Origin of the sequence: Clostridium aquiflavi (assembly GCF_031344075.1) — a bacterium.
Classification (GTDB): Bacteria; Bacillota; Clostridia; order Clostridiales; family Clostridiaceae; genus Clostridium; species Clostridium aquiflavi.
On the sequence record NZ_JAVJAN010000051.1, the window covers coordinates 1 to 18,167 of the forward strand.

Consider the following 18,167-nt stretch of genomic DNA (forward strand, 5'->3'; position numbering starts at 1 on the left):
ATTACTTACATTGTTTAAGGCTTCTGATACTACTTTTTCTATCTCTGCTTTTGTTAAGTTATTTCCTTTTGCTTTTTTAGCTGTTAATATTGCAGTTTTTATTGCAGATGCATTATTTGAATTTACTGTTTTTATTCCTAATGATTCATAATTACTTATACTTGCATTTCCACCATTTATATAACTAAGCGCATTTTTTATTAAGTTTATATTTTCTTGTAATTTCTTTAATGTGCTATTATCTTTTCCTTTTACATACCAGTTTACATCTACTAAATTTATATCTGTTACATTAGATGCTCCTACTAATTGATAATCTTCTAATGTTCCTTGGCCTAAATTTATTTCTTTAAATGCTCCACTTATCATATCAGGTAGTTTAACTATAATATTGTTAATTTCTTCTTTTGTTAAGTCTTGTCCTTTTTTATTTTTTTTTGCTACTATAACTTTACTTAATTCATTAATATTTTTAGAGTTTACTGATGTTATACCTAATATATTATAATTGCTTAAACTAGTATTACCTTGATTTATATATTTTAATGCATTAAAAATTGTATTTATGTTTCCTTGTAATTTACTTAATGTAGTATTGTCTTTTCCTTTTACTCCATCATTTATGTCAAGTAAATTTGAATCTGTTACATTAACTGCTCCTACTAAAATATAATCATTTAATTTAGCTTGTCCTTGATTTATTCTTTCATTAGCTTCATCTATATTCTTTAAAGTTGCGTTAACAACATTTATTATTTCGTCCACAGTTAAATTAGCATTTTTGTTATTTTTTGATTTTATTATTTCAGAATTAATTGATTTTAAAACATCTGATTTTATCTCAATTCCTATTGTTTTGTATGAATTTAAAGTTCCATTTCCTGAATTTATAGTTTTACAAGCATCATTTTCATTTAATTCTTTTTTTATTGAATTTAATATGTCAATAGTGGTTTGTTGTACATTTCCTGCATTTAAGTCTTTATCTTTAATCTTGGCATTTAATAAATTTAAATCACTTATTCTATCCTTATCAACACCTACAATTGTATAATCGCTTAATTTAGCATTACCACTTTTTATTTGTTCAATAGATTTTTTTATTTGTTCATCTTCAACTACTGGAATATTTACATAAAGAAAATCTTCCTTTTGAATTGGACCTCCAGATATGTTAAAAGGTTTATCTGATTTAACAGAAATTTTATGTTTTCCAGGAGTTAAATTTTTAATTATAATTGTAGTGTAATTATTTCTACCGATTTGCTTACTATCATAAAAAACATCTTGATCATTTGATTCTCCAATAAATCCTCCATCAACATTTACATAGTAACTACTGTAAAATTCATTTATAAGATTAGTTGTAATTGCAATTTCCTTGGTTTGTACATCATATATTTTTCCTGAACCTGAAACATCTTGTTTTTTAGCTGTTTTACACGCAAATGTATTATTACTTAAATACATTCTCTCTGCATTTGCTACTGTTACAATTCCAAATCCCCAATTTGATGAATTATCCACATATGCATATGCATATTCATATTTTGTAAAAGTCAATCCCATTACAAAAAATAAAATTAATGATATTAGTTTTCTTGTATTATTTTTCATTTTCAAAAAATCCTTTCTTATATGCAAAGTATAATTTTTTGTATTTTATACTTTTTTTTACTTTTTAAATATTAAACTACTAACAATAAAATTTCAACATAATTATTTATTTTTTTACTATTAAGTTTTTTATTTCCTTTTCGATTATATATTTATAAATTACTTTGTATCAAAGGAGATTCTTATGGAAATAAATAATAATTTAAATTACAAAAATATAATTAATTCTAATTTTTATAAAAATGATTTATCTGATTTAGATAATAAAAGTACTGTTAATAATACTACTGATTCAATTGAAATTAATGAAACCAATTTTAATGTTATTAATACAAAAAAAGCTTATGATGCTTTTAAAGAGGCTAATCAAGGAGAGGTTGGTGACAACTCAGTTCTATATGCCATAATAAAAGATGCGATGAAAAATGATGGCATAGATGTACCAGATTTTACCTCAAATAATACAACTGCTTTTCTTCCATTCATAGATAAAATGAAAGAATATGCTAAAAATTTAATGACTGATCCAAATTTTCATCAAATAGGAGGAATGCCTCTTACAGATGAATTTTTAGATTTTTGTGATTTATATAAAGAAAAACTTATTCAATATGATTGCAAATAATAAATATTAACACAAAAATAAAGGTTACAACAAAATCCTGTTGTAACCTTTTCTTAATCATTATGAACGTTTAAATAAACTTTCTATAATTAATATTTACTTATAAATTCCTATATCTTTTCTACAATATGCCCCTTTAAATGTAACTTTATTAATATTTAAATAAGCTTCTTTTCTAGCTTCTTCAACATTTTCTCCGCAGCCAATAACTGATAAAACTCTGCCACCACTTGTCTTTAAGATTTTATCTTCGTATTTTGCTCCGGCTAAGAATACCTTATCCTTAATTTTTTCATCTATATTTATTTCATACCCTTTATTGAATTTATTAGGATATCCATTAGACGCTAAAACTACATTTATACATACCCCTTTATTCCACTTAATCTGAGCTTTATCTAATTCTTCATTTAATGCTGCTTCAATTACTTCTAAAAGATCACTTTCCATTAAATAAAGAACTGATTGAGTTTCTGGATCACCCATTCTAACATTGTATTCTAAAAGATATGTTCCTTTTTTAGTTATCATAAGACCAAAGAATATAATCCCCTTAAAGTCAAAGCCTTCTTCTTTTATTCCAACTAATGTTTTATTCATTATGTTTTCTTTAAAATCTAATAAAACTTCTTCTGTCACATAAGGATTAGGCGCTAAAACTCCCATTCCACCAGTATTAGGTCCTTTTCCATCATCAAATATTTGCTTATGATCTTTAGCTGATAAAAATGGAATTATAGTTTTCCCATCAGTTATTGAAAGTATAGAAGCTTCAACGCCTTCTAAAAATTCTTCAATAACAATCTTTTGCCCCGCACCATTAAATACATCATCAACCATACACGTATTAACAGCACCTATTGCTTCTTCTTTGTTTTCACAGATTATAACACCTTTTCCTGCTGCAAGACCATCTGCTTTTACAACAGTTGGATAAGTACAAGTTTCTAAATATTCTAATGCTTCATTAACATTAGTGAATGTAGCGTATTCTGCTGTTTTTACACCATACTTTTTCATAAAATCTTTTGAAAAACTTTTGCTACCTTCAAGCATTGCTCCATCTTTCGCTGGCCCAAAAATCTTTAAGTTTTCTTTCTTAAATTCATCAACTATTCCCTTAGTCAATGGATCTTCTGGTCCTACTATTGTTATATCAATAGATTCTTTTTTAGCAAAATCTATTAATTCATCTATATCACTTATATTTACATTTTCACATTTATCATGAGTTGCAGTACCGCCATTACCTGGTGCTACAAATATTTTTTCAACCTTTTGACTCTTTCCAAGTTTCCAAGCTAAAGCATGTTCTCTTCCACCAGATCCAATTAAAAGTAGTTTCATATAACCTTCCTCCTAAAACTCCAAATCATATATGACTATTCTTTATAACAATTAATATTGCAGTATAATTGCGAATTAGCATTGAAATTTATACTACAATATCAATGCTGTTTAAAAACTTAATCTAGTGTTTAAAGTGTCTAAGTCCTGTAAATACCATTGCTATTCCATGTTCATTGCAAGCATCTATAGACTCTTGATCTCTCATAGAACCACCTGGTTGAATTATTGCTTTAATTCCACCTTCAGCTGCTTTGTCAACAACATCTCTGAATGGGAAGAATGCATCTGAAGCTAATATTGTAGCTCCTTTACCTCTTCTTAATGCATCTTCTGTTGGCCAAATTCTATTTACTTGACCTCCTCCAATACCTAATGCTATTCCATTATGTGCAACAACAATTGCATTAGATTTAACATATTTAACTACCTTCATTCCAAATAATAAGTCTTCCATCTCTTCATCACTTGGTTTCTTTTCAGTTACTACTTTAATTTCATCAATAAGTTTATTATCTTCATCTTGCACTAGTATTGCCCCATCAACTGTTACCATGCACTTCTCAGCCTTTGGAGTATTGTGGAACTTAAGTACCCTTAAATTCTTCTTAGTTTTTAATACTTCTAAAGCATCCTCATCATAATCAGGTGCTGCTATAACCTCTAAGAATATTTTCACCATTTCTTCTGCTGTTTTCTTATCCACTTTTCTATTAAATCCAATAATTCCACCAAATATTGAAGTTGGATCTACTTCATATGCTTTCATATAAGCTTCATAAGAATTTTCACCAGTTGCTACCCCACATGGTGTATTATGTTTTAATGCACAGCATGCTGGCTTTTCAAATTCATTGGCACATTTCCATGCTATATCAACATCTTTAAAATTATTGTATGATAGTTCCTTACCATTTAAAGTTTCAAAAGTATTCATAGCTCCATGAACCATTGTTGATGAATAAACAGCAGCACTTTGGTGAGAATTTTCACCATATCTTAAGTCTTGCATTTTCTTATATGAAACTGAAAGATATTCTGGATATTCTTCTTCATCAGCTAACATAAAGTTTGCAATAGCACCATCATATGCACTCATAAGATTAAATACTTTACCTGCTAACTTTTTCTTTGTCTTTAAAGATACTTGCCCATGATTTTCTATTTCATTTTTAACAACTTCATAATCATCTATGTTTGAAATTACAACTACATCTTGAAAGTTTTTAGCTGCAGCTCTAAGCATTGTAGGACCACCAATATCTATAAATTCAACTTTTTCTTCAAAAGTTAAATCTTCTTTCACTTTTTCAAAGAAAGGATAAAGATTAACTACAACATAATCTATTGTATGAATTTCTCTTTCTTCTAATACTTTCATATGTTCTTTATTATCTCTTATTGCAAGGATACCAGCATGAACTAAAGGATGTAATGTTTTAACTCTACCATCTAGCATTTCTGGAAAATTAGTAACTTCATTAATTTCAATTACATCAATACCATTTTCTTTTAAGTATTTGTAAGTACCACCAGTTGATACTATCTCAACATCTTTAGAGACTAAAAACTTGGCAAAATCTAAAACTCCATCTTTATTAAAAACACTTATTAAAGCTCTCTTTTTCATAAAAACCACCCTCATTTATTAAAGTTATATTTGTTGATATATGTAATAGGTAAATTGTTATAATTACTCAATCAACTTTTACTTATATATAACAACCCTATTCTAAAATACATCCTATTTTTATAAATCAACTACATTAGTTCTACCATTAACAATTTCAACTTTACCTTCACTAATTAACTTAATTGCTTTTGGCAATAATATATGTTCTTTTTCTAATATTCTCTTTTGAAGACTTTCAGAATCATCTTCAAAATAAACTGGTACAATATCTTGAAGTAGTATTGCACCTCCATCAACTTCAGAATTTACAAAATGAACTGTGCATCCTGAAAATTTAACTCCACTTTTTATAACTGCCTCATGAACTTTTAACCCATACATTCCGGGTCCACAAAAAGCTGGAATTAACGATGGATGAATATTAATTATTTTGTTATTAAATTCTTTTAATATATCTCCATCTAATATTGATAAATATCCTGCAAGAACAATCAAATCAACTTTTCCTTTAGTTAATTCTAAAATTTTCTCTGAAGATTTATCCTTATAATCTTTTTTGCTTACAACATAAGTAGGTATATTATGATTCTTAGCTCTTTCTAATGAATATATTCCATCTTTACTTCCAATGACCATTTCTATGCTACATTCTATTTCTTTATTTTTCACTGAATCTATTATAGATTGAAGGTCTGTTCCACCACCTGAAACTAAAACTGCTATTTTAAACAAACACCTTCACCTCCAGATGTTACATGACCTATTTCATAAGCTTTTTCGCCCATTGCGATTAAATCTTTTATTATAGGCTCAACATCCTCTTCATTTACTGCAAGAACAAATCCAATACCCATATTAAAAGTATTATACATATGCTCTTTATCTACACCTTTTTCAATGATTCTTTCAAATATATTTGGAAGCGGATATGAATTTTTATTAATTACAGCAGTTAATTCTCTACCATTAAACATTCTTGGAACATTTTCAATAAATCCTCCACCAGTTACATGTGCCATACCTTTAATATCAAAGTTTTCAAGTAAACTAAGTATGGGCTTAACATAAATCTTAGTTGGAGTAATTAATGTTTTCCAAACTTCCTCACCATTAAAATCTTCATTTAAATCTGTGAAAATCTTTCTTACTAATGAGTACCCATTAGAGTGTATTCCAGAAGATGCAATTCCAATTAGTTTATCTCCTTCTTTAATATTGCTACCATTTATTATCTTATCTTTATCAACTATTCCTACTGCAAAACCTGCCATATCATATTCGCCTTCATCATAAAATCCTGGCATTTCTGCTGTTTCTCCACCAATTAAAGCACAATCAGATTGAATACATCCATCTGAAATTCCCTTAACTAAATCAGAAGCCACTTCTGCTTCAAGTCTTCCACAAGCAATATAATCTAAGAAAAATAATGGCTTTGCTCCATGACATAAAATATCATTTACACACATAGCAACACAGTCAATTCCAACAGTATCATATTTTTTATTTTTAAATGCTATTTCTAATTTTGTTCCAACACCATCTGTTCCTGAAACTAGCACTGGTTTTTCATATCCTGATGGAAGTTCAACCATACCTGCAAAACTTCCAAGACCATTTAATACATATTCACTCATAGTCTTAGCTGCATATTCTTTTATTAACTTTACTGATCTATAACCTTCTTCTATATTAACTCCTGCTTCTTTGTAAGTAATCATATTTAATCCTACCTTTCAAACTGATTTGGTGTTTCAATTGGTGTAGCTACTGGATAAATTCCATTAAAGCATCCCATACAAAATCCTTTTTTACCTCTACAACTTTCTTTTACACCATCTTCACTTAAGTATCCTAAGTAATCAGCTCCAATAATATCTCTTATTTCTTCTACTGAATTATTGGCTGCAATAAGTTCACTTCGATATGGTGTATCTATACCAAAATGACATGGATATTTAACGCTTGGTGATGCTATTAAAAAGCTTATTTCCTTAACTCCAGCACGCTTAAGTGATTCTATCAAATACTTCGAAGTTGTTCCTCTTACAATAGAATCATCAATTAAAATTACCCTTTTGCCTTCAATATTTACTTTTAGTGGATTTAATTTAACAGCAACTGCTCTTTCCCTAATTTCTTGAGAAGGTGATATAAATGTTCTTCCTACATATCTATTTTTAATAAATCCTGTATCATAAGGAATTCCTGAAGCTTTAGCATATCCTATAGCCGCCGGAATTCCTGAATCTGGAACTGCAATTACTAAATCAGCATCTATGGGATGTTCTTTATATAATTGTTCTCCTGCTCTAACTCTTGAAGTATGAACCTCTAGTCCATCAATTTTAGAATCAGGTCTTGCAAAATAAATATATTCGAAAGCACAAGTTTGACATACTGTATTTTCAGAATATTTATAAGAATGAATTCCTTCTTCATCTATAATAACAATTTCCCCAGGTTCAATATCTCTTACAAGTTCAGCACCTATTGCATCTAAAGCACAACTTTCTGATGTTAATACGTATCCTTCATCAATCTTTCCAAGTGAAAGTGGTCTGATTCCATGAGGATCTCTAGCCCCTATTAATTTATCTGTTGACATAATTGTTAATGCAAATGACCCTCTTATAGCAGATATTGCATCAACTACAGCCTTTGTAAGACCTTTTTTTGCACTTCTTGCTATAAGACAAGCTATTACTTCAGAGTCACTTGATGTATGAAAAATTTGCCCAGCATCCTCAAGTAATTCTCTTATAACATCATCATTAACTAAATTTCCATTATGAGCCATTGCAATTGAGCCTATTTTAGAAGTAGTAAGTATTGGTTGAGCATTTTCTATTCCTTTTCCACCAGCTGTTGAATATCTTACATGTCCTATAGCTATATGGCCTTTTAACTTTTCTAAATCTTCATGTTTAAATGCATCTGTAATTAATCCTAGCCCCTTATGCATTTCTATTTTTTCTCCATCAGCTACTGCAATTCCTGCACTTTCTTGACCTCTATGTTGAAGTGCATAAAGACCATAATAAGTCATTGACGCAACATCTAGTGGCTTATTAGTATAAACTCCAAAAACACCACATTCATCTTTAAATTTATCCAAGCTCGGATCTATAATTAATTCAAACTCTGAATTCGTCATCTACATATTCCTTTCTTAACTTAATTAATGGATAATTGACAGTTCATCGCCATTGTTCATTAACTATTATTTAGATATTCTCTTTAAGATTTCAATATAAGCATCTTCTACATTACCTAAATCTCTTCTAAATCTATCTTTATCTAATTTTTCTCCTGTAGTTGCATCCCAAAATCTACATGTATCAGGTGAAATTTCATCTGCTAAAACAATAGTTCCATCTGCGCATTTGCCAAATTCTATCTTAAAATCAATTAAGTTAATATTTTCTTTTGCAAATGCTTCTTTTAATATGTTATTAATTTTAGCTGTCATCTCTAAAATGGTGTCTATTTCTTTAAAAGTTGCAGCTCCAATTGCCACTGCATGATAACTATTAATTAATGGATCTCCTAATTCATCATCTTTATAAGAAAATTCAAATACTGTAGTCTTAAGAGGTGTTCCTTCTTCAATGCCTAATCTTTTAGCCATGCTACCAGCTGCAACATTTCTTACAATCACTTCTAGTGGAACTATTTCAACCTTTTTACATAATTGTTCTCTATCATTTAATTTCTTAATGAAGTGAGTTTTGATTCCTTGTTTTTCTAATTGTTCAAATAAGATTGAAGTAATTTTATTATTCATTACTCCTTTATCTGCAATTTGACCTTTCTTTTCTCCATTAAATGCTGTTGCATCATCTTTATAGTAAATTACTACTTCATCTGCCTTATCTGTTGCATATATTTGTTTTGCTTTTCCTTCATATAACATCTCTAATTTTTCCATTATAGTTCTACCCCTTCCCCATTTTCATCTATAAAATTCTTTTTCATATGATTTCTAAATTCAATTAATTTCTCTTTTAAATCCTCATCTTTTAAAGCTAACATTTGTAATGCTAGCATTCCTGCATTATAACTATTATTTATTCCAACAGTTGCAACTGGAATTGACTTTGGCATTTGCACTATTGAAAGTAATGCATCTAATCCATTAAGCGCTGCATTTATAGGAACTCCGATTACCGGAAGTATTGTTTTTGATGCAATAACTCCTGGCAAATGTGCTGCAAGTCCTGCACCAGCAATTATTACTTCACAGCCTTTACTTTCAACCATTTTTATAGTTTCTTCTAATTTTTCTGGAACTCTATGTGCTGAAAGGATATATGCTTTATAATCAACATTAAATTCCTTTAATGCATTAGCAGCTCCTTTCATAACTTCTGTATCTGATTTACTTCCAAAAAATATTGCTACCTTCATAGTTAATCCTCCTAATTCTTAAATTCTTAAATTCTTAAATTCTTAAATTCTTAATTCTTAAATTCTTAAATTCTTAAATTCTTAAATTCTTAAATTCTGGGCATTTTATAATCTTCATTAACTCAATGCTCAAAATATTTTTAATTTGCATTTATTAGTGCCAAATTTATATCCTTTTCTAAGTAAATGATTCAACTAAAATATTTAACTTTCGTTCTTATTTAAAATAATTAACTCCTGATTTAAATATCTTTTGATCAAAGTTTCCTGGAATATTTTTATATAAATCTTCACCTATTCTTTCTGAATGAGCCATTTTACCAAGCACTCTTCCATCAAGGCTTGTTATTCCTTCAATTCCATACATAGAACCATTTGGATTGTATGGCATATTAAGTGCCACATCGCCTTGAAGATCCACATATTGAGTTGCTACTTGACCATTAGCTATTAATTCTTTTATTAAACTTTCTGGTGCAACAAATCTTCCTTCTCCATGTGAAATTGCTATTGAATGTATATCTCCTACCTTTACTTCATTAAACCAAGGTGATTTGTTTGAAACTATCTTTGTTCTAACTATTGAAGACATATGTCTATTTATATTGTTGTAAGTTAATGTAGGCATATCTTCTTTTATATCAATAATTTCTCCATAAGGTACCAATCCTAACTTAATTAAAGCTTGGAAGCCATTACAAATACCTAATGCTAATCCGTCTCTATTCTTTAATAATTCCATTACTGATTCTTTAATCTTCTCATTTCTAAATACAGTTGCTATAAACTTACCTGATCCATCTGGTTCATCTCCTGCTGAAAAACCTCCTGGAATCATGATTATTTGAGATTTATCTATTTCAGATTTAAGTCTTTCTATGGATTCTACTAATGCTTCTTTTGTAATGTTTCTAAATATTACTTCTGATACTTTAGCACCCTCTTTTTCAAAAGCTCTTCTACAGTCATATTCACAATTATTTCCTGGGAAAACTGGAATTACGACTCTTGGTTTAGCTAATTTAATAGCTGGGGCTGAAACTTCTTTTTTATCATATAAAACAGTTTCTACATTACCTAAAATATCTTCAGTTTTTATCTTAAATATACTACTTAATTTTTCTTCATATATTTCTTCTAAATTTTCAATATCTAATTCCAAGTCATATTCTCTAGATATTAACACTGAACCTTCTATTGTTTTTCCTACTTCTTTATATAAACATTCTTTAAATTCCTTAAATATATCCATGTCTGATTTAACTTCTAATAATAAGCTTCCATAATTAAGTCCAAATAATTCATCCTTAGTTAAATTATTAAATTCAGCACCTATTCTATTCCCCAGTGACATCTTAGTTAAACATTCAGAAACCCCTCCAAATTTAACTGCTGATGCTGAAATAACTTTCTCTTCGCCTATTAATTTATAAAGAACCTCTAAATTCTTTTTAAACTTATTCATATCTATAGTGCCATCTTCTAACTTTTCAGTTTTAAGTAATACTAATTTTGAATTTACACACTTAAATTCTGGAGATATTATTTTACTAGCTTTTTCAACTCCAACAGCAAATGAAACTAATGTTGGAGGTACATCTAAATCTCCAAAGCTTCCTGACATTGAATCTTTTCCTCCAATTGCTGCAATTCCAAGTTGCATTTGTACTTCATAAGCTCCAAGCAGTGCTGAAAATGGTTTACCCCATCTTGTTTTATCCTTACCTAATTTCTCAAAATACTCTTGAAAAGTTAATTTAGCTTTTTTATAATCTCCACCCATAGCTGAAAGTTTTGTTATTGATTCTATTACTGAGTAATATGCCATATGATATTGACTCCAAGTACCTAAGTATGGATTAAATCCAAATGTCATTATTGTTGCATCTTTACTTTCTCCACCAAGCACAGGAATTTTAGCTGCCATTCCTTCAGCTGGTGTATTTGCATATTTACCGCCAAAAGGCATAATTACTGTTCCTGCTCCAATAGTTGAGTCAAATCTCTCAACTAATCCTTTTTGAGATGTTATATTTAAATCTTTTAAGTTATTTATCCATGTATCTTTTACATTAACATCTGAAATTTCATATGGATACTCAGTTGGTCCACTAACTTTAACAGATACTTTTTGACTTGCCCCATTTGTATCTAAAAAGCTTCTATCTAAATCTACTATTTTTTTACCTCTCCAGAATAATCTAAGCTTATCAGTATCTGTAACATGTGCTACTAATGTTGCTTCTAAATTTTCTTCATTTGAAAGTTTAATAAATTCATCTGCATTTTCTTTTGTTACAACTACAGCCATTCTTTCTTGTGATTCTGAAACTGCAAGTTCTGTTCCATCTAATCCTTCATACTTCTTTGTAACTTTATCTAAATCTATATCTAATCCTCTGCATAATTCTCCAATAGCAACTGATACTCCACCAGCTCCAAAGTCATTACATCTTTTAATCATCTTAGCTACTTTTGAATTTCTAAATAATCTTTGAATTTTTCTTTCAGTGGGAGCATTCCCTTTTTGAACTTCTGCTCCACATTCACTAAGTGAATCTACTGTATGTTCTTTTGATGACCCTGTTGCTCCACCAACTCCATCTCTACCTGTTCTTCCACCAAGTAAGATAATTACATCACCTAACCTTGGTTCTTCACGAACAACATTTTCTTTTGGTGCAGCTGCAATAACTGCTCCAACTTCCATTCTCTTTGCTGCATAATTAGGATGATAAATTTCTTGAACTTGCCCAGTTGCAAGACCTATTTGATTACCATAAGAACTGTATCCGTGAGCTGCTCCTAAAGTAATAGTTCTTTGAGGAAGTTTTCCTTTTAAAGTTTTTTCAATTGGAAGTGTTGGATCTGCTGCACCTGTAACTCTCATAGCTTGATACACGTATGTTCTACCTGATAATGGATCTCTTATTGCTCCACCTAAACAAGTTGCCGCTCCACCAAAAGGTTCAATCTCAGTGGGATGGTTATGAGTTTCATTTTTAAACATAACTAGATAATCTTCTAATCCCTTATCAGTTTCAACTTTTACATTAATAGAACATGCATTTATTTCTTCTGATATATCTAAATCATCAAGTTTTCCCCTTTTTCTAAGTTCTTTCATTGCTATAACTGCAATGTCCATAAGAGTTTTATTTTTTTCTTTTTCTCCATACACGTATTCTCTTGATTTTATATAATTTTCATAACTTTTCTTAATTGGTGAAGTATATTTATTATCTTCAAACTCTATATTTTCTAATATTGTAGAAAATGTAGTATGTCTACAGTGATCTGACCAATAAGTGTCTATAACCCTCATTTCAGTGATTGATGGATCTCTATTTTCTTTTTTAAAATAGTCTTTTATCATAACAAGATCTTCAATACTCATGGCAAGACCATAATCTGAATGAAATTCTTGTAACTCTTCTAAATTTTTATCTATGAATCCATTTAATATAAGAACATCTTTAGGTATGTTTGAAGTTGATGTAATGTCTTTACTATTTATATCCACTTCTCTTGAATCGACTGGGTTTATATAATATAATTTTATTTTATAAATTTCTTCCTTCGTAATATTTCCCTTTAACATAATTATCTTAGCTGATTTTATATAAGCTTTATCTTCTTCAGTCAATAATGATATACATTCTGAAGCCGAATCTGCTCTCTGATCATATTGTCCTGGTAAAAATTCTACTGCGAATGCTATTTCATCTTCATTAATAGGCAATTCTGATTCATACACATTATCAACTGTTAATTCTGAAAAAATAGTATGTAGTGCTTTTTTATAGTACTCTTCACTTATATCCGAAATAATATATTTATTTATAAGCCTTACACTTTCTAGATTAGTTACTCCTAAATTTTCTTTAAAATCTCTTAATAAGCCTTGGGCTTCTACATCAAATCCGCTTTTCTTTTCAACGAATATACTCTTAATATTTAACATTAAAAATTCCTCCAAAATATTAATTTGAGATTTATAATTTTATTAATTGTTATAATTACGAATATTTTTAATTAAGTTAAGTTTAACTTTCGTGTCATTAATTAAAGATTACCATTTAAAATTATCAATGTCAACTTTTATTGTATGAAATCAACTCATATTTTTGTTTTTAAGAATATTATTTAAAAAAGAGATTGATTTTTAATAAATTAGCCTCTTTTTTACGTATATTTTATCTTTTTATAACACGAACATTTGTCAATCGATTTCTTTTCCAGTAGAACTTCTCCATATTTCATACCAATATTCTTGAGTTAACTTCATCTTTAATGAATCTACTGACCTTCCTGGAAACTTTATTCCACACTTAGTTATTATTTCAATATCATATCTTAATGACTTCTTTAAATTCATAGCATTCTCTTGTAACTATTTATATATATATATATCTGCTATATCAAAAGAAATAATTCAAAGTTCAATGCATTCTTGCGTAAATTTTATAATTTTTCATAAAAAAAATGCTGAGTAATATTTTTATCACTCAGCACTTCTATTTATAAATTCAGCTTTAAGTTTTGAATAAACTATTTTTTGGCTACTATAAAGACTAAAATACCCTGATAACATATAGCTAACACCACAAGCAACTGCAAATAAAATAAGGGCACCAGAACCAAAAAGTTCTATACTTAATATCACAGAAGTAATAAGAGTATTAACTACACCACAAAATAATGCTACAAGTCCAATTGCAGCTCCAAATCCTGGATCTAAACCAATTAATTTTCCTACTACACATCCAAATGTGGCACCAATAAAGAATGTAGGGACAATTTCTCCGCCTTTGTACCCAACACTTATAGTAATAGCCGTAAAAATAATCTTTAAAATAAATGCTTCTGGTTTTGCCTGTCCATTAATTGCATTAGCTATAATATCCATTCCTGCTCCATTATAATCTCTACATCCAACAATAAATGTAAGTGCAACTATAGCTAAGCCACCACAAACTATTCTAAGATAGTCATTTTTTATTATATTGCTTAAAGATTTATTAGTTTTGTGTAGAGTTTCACAAAATACAATACTCACTAAAGCACATAAAGCACCTAAAATTGCAACTTTTATTATATTCTCTGTTGAAATATTAGGAATAATGTTTATATTAAAGTGAACTGGTTCAAGGCCAAAAAACAATGATACTTTATAAGCAACAATTGATGAAACTATACATGGAATAAAACTAGAATAATAAATAACCCCCACACTTATAACTTCCATAGCAAAAAATGTTGCTGTTAATGGTGTCCCAAATAATGCAGAAAAAACACCACTCATTCCGCACAAAGTAATTAAATGCATATCCTTTTCATCAAGATGCAAAATTTTTCCCACTTGTGAACCAATACTACCTCCAAGTTGCAAAGCTGCTCCTTCTCTACCAGCTGATCCTCCAAAAAGATGAGTTATTACAGTGCTTATAAATATAAGAGGAGACATAGAAAAGGGTACTTTTCCATCTGTTCGAATAGAATCTATGACTAAATTTGTCCCTATATCACTTCCCAATTTGAATACTTTATACAAATATATTATAAGAGTACCACCAAGTGGTAACATAAATATTATCCAATCATTTTGTATTCTAAAATTAGTAGCATATTCAACACTAAGATGAAAAAAGCTACCTATAAAACCACCTAATAGACCCGTAATTCCAGCAACAACAACCCATAGAAAAAAAGTGCTTATATATCTTTTTATAGATTTGAATTTTCCAATAATTATGTTCAATTTTTTCCCCCATTTTATTTTATTTAAATAAACATTAAAAAAGCTACTAAAAAATGATTTGAAATCATTTTTTAGTAGCTGTTAGTTTCTACTATCTGTCAAAATTTCTGTTGTTTCTTTGTTGTTTTCTTGCTCTTCTACAATCAGGACATCTTACTGGTTCGTTATCAAATCCTTTTTCTTTGTAGAATTCTTGTTCCCCAACTGTGAACACAAATTCGTTACCGCAATCTTTACAAAGTATTTTCTTATCTTCCATTATAAAATCCTCCTCTTCATAGATTATAACCTTAATACTAGACCAATCTCTGAAAAAGAGGTAATGTATAGTACGCATGATTAAATCTTGAATTATATTACTACTTAATAATATCATATGAACTATAATATTTCAAGTGAATTTATTTTATTATTCAAATATTAAACCATCTATAAGTTTGCCTTTATCCATTGAAACTATCCTATCTGAGACTCTTTTTGCAAATTCCATATCATGAGTTATTATCATCATTGCCATTCCGTTTTCACTTAAACTTTTTATTAAATTTGCTACCTCTTCTGTAAGTCCTGGGTCCAATGCTGAAGTCGGTTCATCAAAACACATAACTTTGGGTTCTAACGCCAGAGCTCTTCCTATTGCAACTCTTTGTTTTTGTCCTCCTGATAATTCAAAAGGATAATTTTTTGCTTTTTCTTCTAATCCTAAAAAGCCTAAAATTTCTTCTGCTTTCTTTATAGCATCTTCTTTGCTTAATTTAAGTACTTTTCTAGGTGCTTCTATTAAGTTTTCTAATACAGTCATATGTGGAAATAAATTAAAGTTTTGAAATACTAGTCCTACATCTTTTCTTATCTCAGACATAGTTTTCTTATCAACATATTTTCCATCTTCACAAATTGCTCGTCCATTAATTTCAATCTTTCCGTTATCACACTGCTCTAAAGCATTAACACATCTAAGAAGTGTCGTTTTTCCACCGCCTGACGGACCAACAATAACTAGTATTTCTCCTGGTGCAATATTAAGATTGATTCCTTTTAACACTTCAGTATTCCCAAATTTCTTTTCAACATCACTAATTCTTAGCATCTAAAACCAGTCCTCTCTAGTTATAATATTCATACTTCTTTTCTACTTTCTCTAGTAATTTACTAAGTATACCTATGACTATTAAATAGACAACTCCTGCTAATATTAATGGAATTAATGTAACATCCCTATTAGATGCTATCTTTGCTATTTTTAACAACTCATCTAAACCTATTATATATACTAAAGATGTATCTTTTATTAAAGTTGTAATTTCATTAGCTACTGGAGGAATAACTCTTTTAATAGCTTGTGGTAATATTATTCTAAAAAAAGTGTCTTTAGGTGTTAATCCAAGCATTTCTGCCGCTTCATATTGACCTCTATCAATTGATATCATTCCTGCTCTAAATATTTCTCCAAAATACGCTGCATAATTTAAAACAAATGCTAATATTGCTGCTGTAAATCTATCAAAAGTTATATCTACAGTTGGCAATCCAAAAAATATTACAACTATTTGTAATAGTAATGGAGTTCCTCTCATTATAAGCACATATATGCCTGTTAATTTTCTTAGTATTAGAAATTTTGATGTTCTAGCTAGTGCTACAACAACTCCAAGAGGAATAGATAATATTAATGTCAATACAAAAACTTCTAATGTAACTTTTAAGCCTTCTAATATTTGAGGCATTAGTGATAATATATAATTCAAGGTGACTCCTCCTTCTTTATTTAGCTATTATGTCTTCACCAAACCATTTTTCTGATATTTTTGAGCCTGTACCATCTTTTATCACAGAATTTAAAGCTTCATTAAATTCTTCAACAAATGATGTATCTCCTTTTCTTATTCCAACAGCATAATCTTCCACTCCAAAATCATCATTTAATATTTTATATTTTTCTTTTCCTCTTTCATTTGTATAATATTTAGCTAATATTTCATCAGCCACAACTACATCTATTCTTCCTGCTTCTAAATCCATCAATGCATCATTATTAGTTTCAAATGTGACTACATTGCCTCCGTCAAACTTACTTATCATATCACCATCTGCTTTTATAGCATCCACCGCACTTGATTGATTTTGGGCTCCTACCTTAGCATTAGCTAAATCATTTTTACTGTTAATTTTAGAATCTGCTAATGTTATAATAACTTGTCTATTCTTTAAATAAACCTTAGAAAATTCTACATTCTCTTTTCTTTCATCAGTTATTGAGTATCCATTCCAAATTAAATCTATATTTCCATTGTTAAGTTCTGATTCTTTCATACTCCAATCAATTGATTGAAATTTAACTTCTTTATTAAGTTTTTCTCCTACTGCCTTAGCAAGATCCACGTCAAAACCTACTGTTTCTCCACTTCCATTTTTAAATCCCATTGGAACAAAAGTATCATCCATCCCTATTATTATCTCATCTTTGCTAGATACGCTTTCTTGTTTATTGCTTTTACATGCTACTAAATTCACCCCAATAACAGCAACACATGATACTATTAATAATTTTTTAAATAATTTATTCATAAATATCCCCCTCAATCGCTTCTGTTATTTATTACTTTATCATAGTAAAGCGATAAAATCAAGTGCCTTTTTCAATTTAATTTTTGTCTACATTCTAATTTTAAGCCATGTTTTAGCAGAGTATTGATATATGCATAAGCAAAGTGGACTGAGTAATTGAACTTAGGAATGCTAAAATGAGTATAGTCCCATTTTAGCTTGCTCCC

The 18,167-nt window shown here is 29.2% G+C and carries 15 protein-coding genes and 1 pseudogene; 1 reads left to right on the forward strand and 15 read right to left on the reverse strand.

Annotation, left to right across the window (positions count from 1 at the left end; all coding sequences use genetic code 11):
• Positions 1-1,617: pseudogene (locus RGC78_RS14530) on the reverse strand (hypothetical protein); the annotation flags it as partial.
• 184 nt (positions 1,618-1,801) lie between these two features.
• Between RGC78_RS14530 and RGC78_RS14535 the strand changes: the two are divergent.
• Positions 1,802-2,242, forward strand: a complete 441-nt coding sequence (locus RGC78_RS14535; RefSeq protein WP_309556871.1) for a hypothetical protein — start codon at positions 1,802-1,804, stop codon at positions 2,240-2,242.
• Positions 2,243-2,338: 96 nt separating this feature from the next.
• On the opposite strand, the gene purD is transcribed toward RGC78_RS14535, so the two are convergent.
• The 14 genes from purD to RGC78_RS14605 all read right to left on the reverse strand — a co-directional run bounded on the left by purD (position 2,339) and on the right by RGC78_RS14605 (position 17,961).
• Entirely contained in the window at positions 2,339-3,589 is a 1,251-nt protein-coding gene (gene purD / locus RGC78_RS14540) for a phosphoribosylamine--glycine ligase (protein ID WP_309556872.1), read from the reverse strand.
• A 124-nt stretch (positions 3,590-3,713) separates the two neighbouring features.
• Positions 3,714-5,219: a bifunctional phosphoribosylaminoimidazolecarboxamide formyltransferase/IMP cyclohydrolase gene (gene purH / locus RGC78_RS14545; RefSeq protein ID WP_309556873.1), complete on the reverse strand. Its 1,506-nt coding sequence runs from the start codon at positions 5,217-5,219 to the stop codon at positions 3,714-3,716.
• Positions 5,220-5,339: 120 nt separating this feature from the next.
• A complete protein-coding gene (gene purN / locus RGC78_RS14550; RefSeq protein WP_252216908.1) occupies positions 5,340-5,954 on the reverse strand; it encodes a phosphoribosylglycinamide formyltransferase in 615 nt (204 codons plus the stop codon).
• Positions 5,942-6,943, reverse strand: a complete 1,002-nt coding sequence (gene purM, locus RGC78_RS14555; protein WP_252216909.1) for a phosphoribosylformylglycinamidine cyclo-ligase — start codon at positions 6,941-6,943, stop codon at positions 5,942-5,944. Before purM ends, purN begins: the two co-directional genes overlap by 13 nt.
• An 8-nt stretch (positions 6,944-6,951) precedes the next feature.
• Positions 6,952-8,379 carry an amidophosphoribosyltransferase gene (purF, locus tag RGC78_RS14560; protein ID WP_309556874.1) on the reverse strand — a complete coding sequence of 476 codons (1,428 nt, stop codon included), beginning with the start codon at positions 8,377-8,379 and terminating at the stop codon, positions 6,952-6,954.
• A 66-nt stretch (positions 8,380-8,445) separates the two neighbouring features.
• Positions 8,446-9,153, reverse strand: coding sequence for a phosphoribosylaminoimidazolesuccinocarboxamide synthase (gene purC, locus RGC78_RS14565; RefSeq protein ID WP_309556875.1), 708 nt, complete (start codon positions 9,151-9,153; stop codon positions 8,446-8,448).
• Entirely contained in the window at positions 9,153-9,632 is a 480-nt protein-coding gene (gene purE, locus RGC78_RS14570; RefSeq protein ID WP_252226825.1) for a 5-(carboxyamino)imidazole ribonucleotide mutase, read from the reverse strand. Before purE ends, purC begins: the two co-directional genes overlap by 1 nt.
• A gap of 217 nt (positions 9,633-9,849) precedes the next feature.
• Positions 9,850-13,596 (reverse strand): phosphoribosylformylglycinamidine synthase, encoded by a 3,747-nt coding sequence (locus RGC78_RS14575; protein ID WP_309556876.1) that lies wholly within the window; start codon positions 13,594-13,596, stop codon positions 9,850-9,852.
• A gap of 258 nt (positions 13,597-13,854) precedes the next feature.
• Entirely contained in the window at positions 13,855-14,010 is a 156-nt protein-coding gene (locus RGC78_RS14580; RefSeq protein WP_309556877.1) for a hypothetical protein, read from the reverse strand.
• Between the two features lie 126 nt (positions 14,011-14,136).
• Positions 14,137-15,393 (reverse strand): chloride channel protein, encoded by a 1,257-nt coding sequence (locus tag RGC78_RS14585; RefSeq protein ID WP_309556878.1) that lies wholly within the window; start codon positions 15,391-15,393, stop codon positions 14,137-14,139.
• Between the two features lie 91 nt (positions 15,394-15,484).
• The gene (locus RGC78_RS14590) at positions 15,485-15,652 is read right to left on the reverse strand and encodes a zinc-ribbon domain-containing protein (protein WP_252216922.1); all 168 of its coding nucleotides are present in this window, start codon (positions 15,650-15,652) and stop codon (positions 15,485-15,487) included.
• 150 nt (positions 15,653-15,802) lie between these two features.
• Complete coding sequence (locus RGC78_RS14595; protein ID WP_252216924.1) at positions 15,803-16,483, reverse strand: amino acid ABC transporter ATP-binding protein; 681 nt, start codon at positions 16,481-16,483, stop codon at positions 15,803-15,805.
• 16 nt (positions 16,484-16,499) lie between these two features.
• Complete coding sequence (locus RGC78_RS14600; RefSeq protein ID WP_252216927.1) at positions 16,500-17,141, reverse strand: amino acid ABC transporter permease; 642 nt, start codon at positions 17,139-17,141, stop codon at positions 16,500-16,502.
• A 16-nt stretch (positions 17,142-17,157) separates the two neighbouring features.
• Positions 17,158-17,961, reverse strand: a complete 804-nt coding sequence (locus RGC78_RS14605; RefSeq protein ID WP_252226832.1) for an amino acid ABC transporter substrate-binding protein — start codon at positions 17,959-17,961, stop codon at positions 17,158-17,160.
• Between the last annotated feature and the right edge of the window lie 206 nt (positions 17,962-18,167).